The organism is Cryobacterium sp. 10I1 (genome assembly GCF_035019805.1).
Lineage (GTDB): Bacteria > Actinomycetota > Actinomycetes > Actinomycetales > Microbacteriaceae > Cryobacterium > Cryobacterium glucosi.
Window position 1 is genome coordinate 1 of the sequence record NZ_JASJVF010000257.1, and the last position, 4,364, is coordinate 4,364.

Sequence of the window (4,364 nt, forward strand, 5' to 3'; positions counted from 1 at the left end):
TGTGTATAAGAGACAGGTCCGAGGCTGTGGGCGAGGGCGATGGCGGAATTGACGAGGGTCGATGAGCGTTCGTCGTGTCCCATCGCGACGATGAACGATTCGTCCAGGCGAAGTTCGTCGATGGCGAGGTCGCGCAGCAAGGCGAGGGAACTGTAGCCCGTCCCGAAGTCGTCGATAGACATCCGCACACCCTGGCCTCGCAACCGGTTCAGCACAGCGCGCGCCCGGGACTGGTCGGCGAGCAGGAACTCCTCGCTGATCTCGAGAGTCAACACGAACGGCGGCAACGCGCGATTCGCGATCATGGCGCCGAGGTGCTCGGGGAGGGCGGCGTCGATCAGCGCGGCCTGGGGAAGCCGGATCGCGACGCCGAGGTCCAGTCCCCGGTCCCGCCAGGCGGCGGCCTGGTCGAGCGCCTGCACGAGCAGGGCCTCCGACAGCGCCCGCACGAGGCCGGCGTCCTCGACGAGATCGACGAATTCGGAGGGGTGCAGCAGGCCACGGACCGGGTGATTCCAGCGGATCCGAGCCTCGGCGGCATGGATCTCGGACGTGTCGAGGTCGATGCGGGGCTGGTAGTGCAGGGTGAGTTGGTCCTGGACGAGCGCCTCCCGCAGTTCCTGAAGGGTGCGCAGGCGCACCTCGCTGTGCCGGTCGTCGTCGGACTGATAGACGTGGAACCCGCTGCCGGTGGACTTCGCCACGTACATGGCGGTGTCGGCCTTGCGCATCAGGGCGCCCAGGTCGCGGCCGTGGCTCGGGTACAGTGCGATGCCGATACTGACGCTCGTCTGCAGGGAAATACCCTCGAGCGTGAAGGGTACGGCGAGCGCCGCCCGCAATCGATCGGCGAGAGCGGATGCCTCGCCATCCCTGTTTCGTGCGACGAGGATCGCGAACTCATCGCCGCCGAGCCGCGCCAGCAGGTCGAGCGGTCCGAGCTCGCGCGCCAGCCGCACGCCCACCTGCACGAGGAGTCGATCGCCGGCATCGTGACCGAGGCTGTCGTTGACCTCCTTGAACCGGTCCAGGTCGAGGAGGAGGAGCGCGCTGCCCTGCTTCCGGTCGGACGCGAGCCGGGCCGCGACGTCGGAATACATGGCCCGGCGATTCGGCAGCCCGGTCAGGTCGTCGGTGCGTGAGAGGTGGTTGAGTCCCCGCTCCCGCGAGATCATCGGGATGACCGCGAGGGCCAGGGTCACGCTCGCGAGACCGATCGCGAGCGCCGAGATGTGATTCTGGGTCGCGTAGACCAGGATCCCGAGTCCCGCGGCCGTTGCGATCGCGGGAACGACGAAGGCCATCACACCGTTCGGCTCCCGCGGCGCCGCGACGACGGGATAGGACGCGCGGTCGACCCAGACGGCGATGAGCGCCAGGCCGATCGCCCAACTGGCATCGAGCAGGGTTCCCAGGGAGTAGCCGCCGTCGAGGAGGGCGTATGCCACGTCGGCGCCCGCGTAGACGACGAGGCCGCCGATGAGAGAGACCCAGGCGCGCCCGGCGTGTCGGCCGTAGAGCGCGGCAACGCCGGCGATAGCAGCGATCAACAGCAGATCGAGCATCGGGTACGCGAGATTCACGAGCGTTTCGAGCGACACCGGTTCGGCGGAAGCAGAGACGAGTACCGGGTTGAGGAGGACGGCCATGAATGCGGCGACACTGACCGAGCCGACGGCACTGTTCAGGAAGGCCGCCCAGGGCACCCTGCGGAGCTGCCGGCGTGCGGTGACGAAGAGGGAGGCAAGGATCAGGCCGTAGAAGGCCAGGTAGAACAGGTCAGCGACCGACGGGGAACCGGGCCCACCGAGGAACCGGGTGGAGATGGTGAAGCTGACGTCACCGAGGAAATTGCACGTGACGGCGGCGGCGGCGAGTGTCACTTCTCGCCGGACGTAGTCGGCCCGGCGGACGGCGGTCCAGCAGACCACGACGGTCGCCAGGCCAGCGAGCTCGGCGAGGACGAAGTCGACGAGGACACTGTAGTCGCCGCCCTTGCCGACGAGCATCACGACGTAGAGGGCGAGCGGTATGCCCATGATCCACAGGGGTCGGCTGGATGGCTGCCCGACGGATGCGTCCATCGTCTGCTCCGGAGACGACTTCAGGGTGCGCGTCCCTCCGCGCAGGATCGTCATGTCGCGACCGGCTCCGCGACCGACCGGCGGTCAGCGAGCCACCGGTCGAAGGCATCCGCTGGGATCGGCCGGGAGATGAAGTACCCCTGGGCCTGGTCGCAGCCGAAGCCGGCGAGGGCGCCGTAGGTGGCGGCGTTCTCGACGCCCTCCGCGACCATGCGCAGCCCGAGGCCGTGCGCGAGCTCGATCGAGGACTTCACGAGCGCCGCGGCGCGCTGGTCGTCCTTGAGCGGGAAGACGAAGGACTGGTCGAGCTTCAGTTCGTCGATGGGCAGGTCACGGAGGTACGCGAGCGAGCTGTAGCCGGTGCCGAAATCGTCGATCGAAATGCGGATGTCGTTCGCGCGGAGTCTGGCCAGAATGTCCCTGGCCCGGTCCCGGTCGCTCATGAGGAAGTCCTCGGTGATTTCCAGTTCGAGCACCGAGCCAGGCAGGCCGCGCTCGGCGAGGAGGCTTTCGATCCGTTCGGGAAGCTCGGCGTCGACGAGGGAACTCGCCGACAGGTTCACGGCGATCGAGAGGGGCAGGTCCCCGGCCCAGGCGGCGGACCAGACCCTCGCCTGGTCGAGCGCGACGGCGAGCACCCGCTGCGTCAGGGCGTGCATGAGCCCTGCCTCCTCGATGAGCACGAGGAACTGGTCGGGGAAGAGGAGTCCGCGGGTGGGGTGCTGCCAGCGCACGAGGGCTTCGACGCCGGCGACGCTTCCCGATGCGAGGTCGATCTTGGGCTGGTAGTGCACGATGAGCTGGTCGTCCTGGAGGGCGAGCCGCAGTTCGGAGAGGGTGCGCAGGCGCAGGTCGCCGTGGCTGTCGTCGTTGCTGCGGTACACGTGGTGGCCGCTGCGGGTCGATTTGGCCTTGTACATGGCCATGTCGGCCTTGCGCATCAGCCCGGTGAGGTCGCTGCCCTGATCCGGGTACAGGGCGATGCCCACGCTCACCCCGGTCTGCAGGGCGATGCCCTCGAGGGTGAACGGCACGGCGAGTGCAGCGCGCACCCGGATCGCGAAGTCGACGGCTTCGGCATGGCCGACGTCGTCGAGCAGGATCGCGAACTCGTCGCCGCCGAGCCGGGCGAGCAAGTCCTGTTCGCGCAGCTCGTTCGACAGGCGGATGCCGGCCTGCACGAGCAGGCGATCGCCCGCATTGTGCCCGAGACTGTCGTTGACCTCCTTGAACCGGTCGAGGTCCAGCAGAAGGAGGGCCCGGCGCCGGCGGGGCTCCCTGGTGATCCGGGCCGTGACATCGCCGTACAGGGCCCGCCGGTTGGGCAGCCCGGTGAGATCGTCGGTCCTGGCCTGGTGCCGCAGCACGATCTGCCGGGAGACGAGTGGCAGGGAAGCGAGGGCGAGGGCGGTCGCGGCCAGCCCGATGGCGAAGCCGGTCACCGGGACCTGGCTCGCGAGGATCAGCACGCCGAGGCCCGCGCCCGTCGAGACGATCGGAACGGCGACGGCCGCGACGCTGTCCTGGGTGTGGCTGTGCGTCTCGGTCTGGCGCGACGAAGCATCGATCCAGACGGCGACGAGGGCGAGTCCGATCGCCCAGCCCGCGTCGAGGGAGGTGCCCGTGACGTAGGCGTCTCCGATGCGCAGGTAGACGATTTCGGTCGCGGAGAAGATCATCAGCCCGAGGACGAGCAGCATCCAGCGCCGGCGCGGATCCGGGCCCTGGGTCGCGGCGGTTCCGGCGATCACGAGCACGAGCATCGCGTTGAAGAGCGGGTACGTCACGACGACGGCGGTCGCGCCGGCCTCGATGGTCGTGCCCACGGAGTCGAGGATCGGGGTGAGGAGCGCGGCGAGCACGGAGCCGGCGCCGAGGATCCCGATCGCGCCCTCGAGGAGCACCGGCCAGCCCGGCGGGCGGCGCTGCCGACGTGCGAGGGCCACGATTGCCGTGACGATCAGGAGATAGAAGAGGAAGTATCCGATGTCGGGGAGGGTCTGGGACTGGTCGGAGTCTCCGGGCCGGAAGTATGCGTAACTGTCCGCTGCGACGACGATCGTGATGGCGCTCGCCGAGAACACGATCTCGCGGCGGTCGAAGCCCGCGCGGACGACGGCGGTCCAGGCGACGGCGACAAGACTCAGCTTCGTGATGATCGCGAGCCACACATCGACGAAGGGGCTGAACTCCGAGCCCTGCGAGACGAGCGCGACGGTATAGACGGAGAGCAGGAGACACATGAACCAGACAAGCCAATTGCCTGATGAGGCCACATAC

At 68.6% G+C, this 4,364-nt stretch carries 2 protein-coding genes; both read right to left on the minus strand.

Going from position 1 to position 4,364, the window contains the following annotated elements:
• Nucleotides 1-2,138 (minus strand): putative bifunctional diguanylate cyclase/phosphodiesterase (locus QN345_RS15950; RefSeq protein ID WP_323508858.1); only part of this gene is annotated, 2,138 nt, incomplete at its 3' end.
• The coding region (locus QN345_RS15955; protein ID WP_323508859.1) for a putative bifunctional diguanylate cyclase/phosphodiesterase at nt 2,135-4,364 on the minus strand (2,230 nt) is incomplete at its 5' end. The genes QN345_RS15950 and QN345_RS15955, both read right to left, overlap by 4 nt.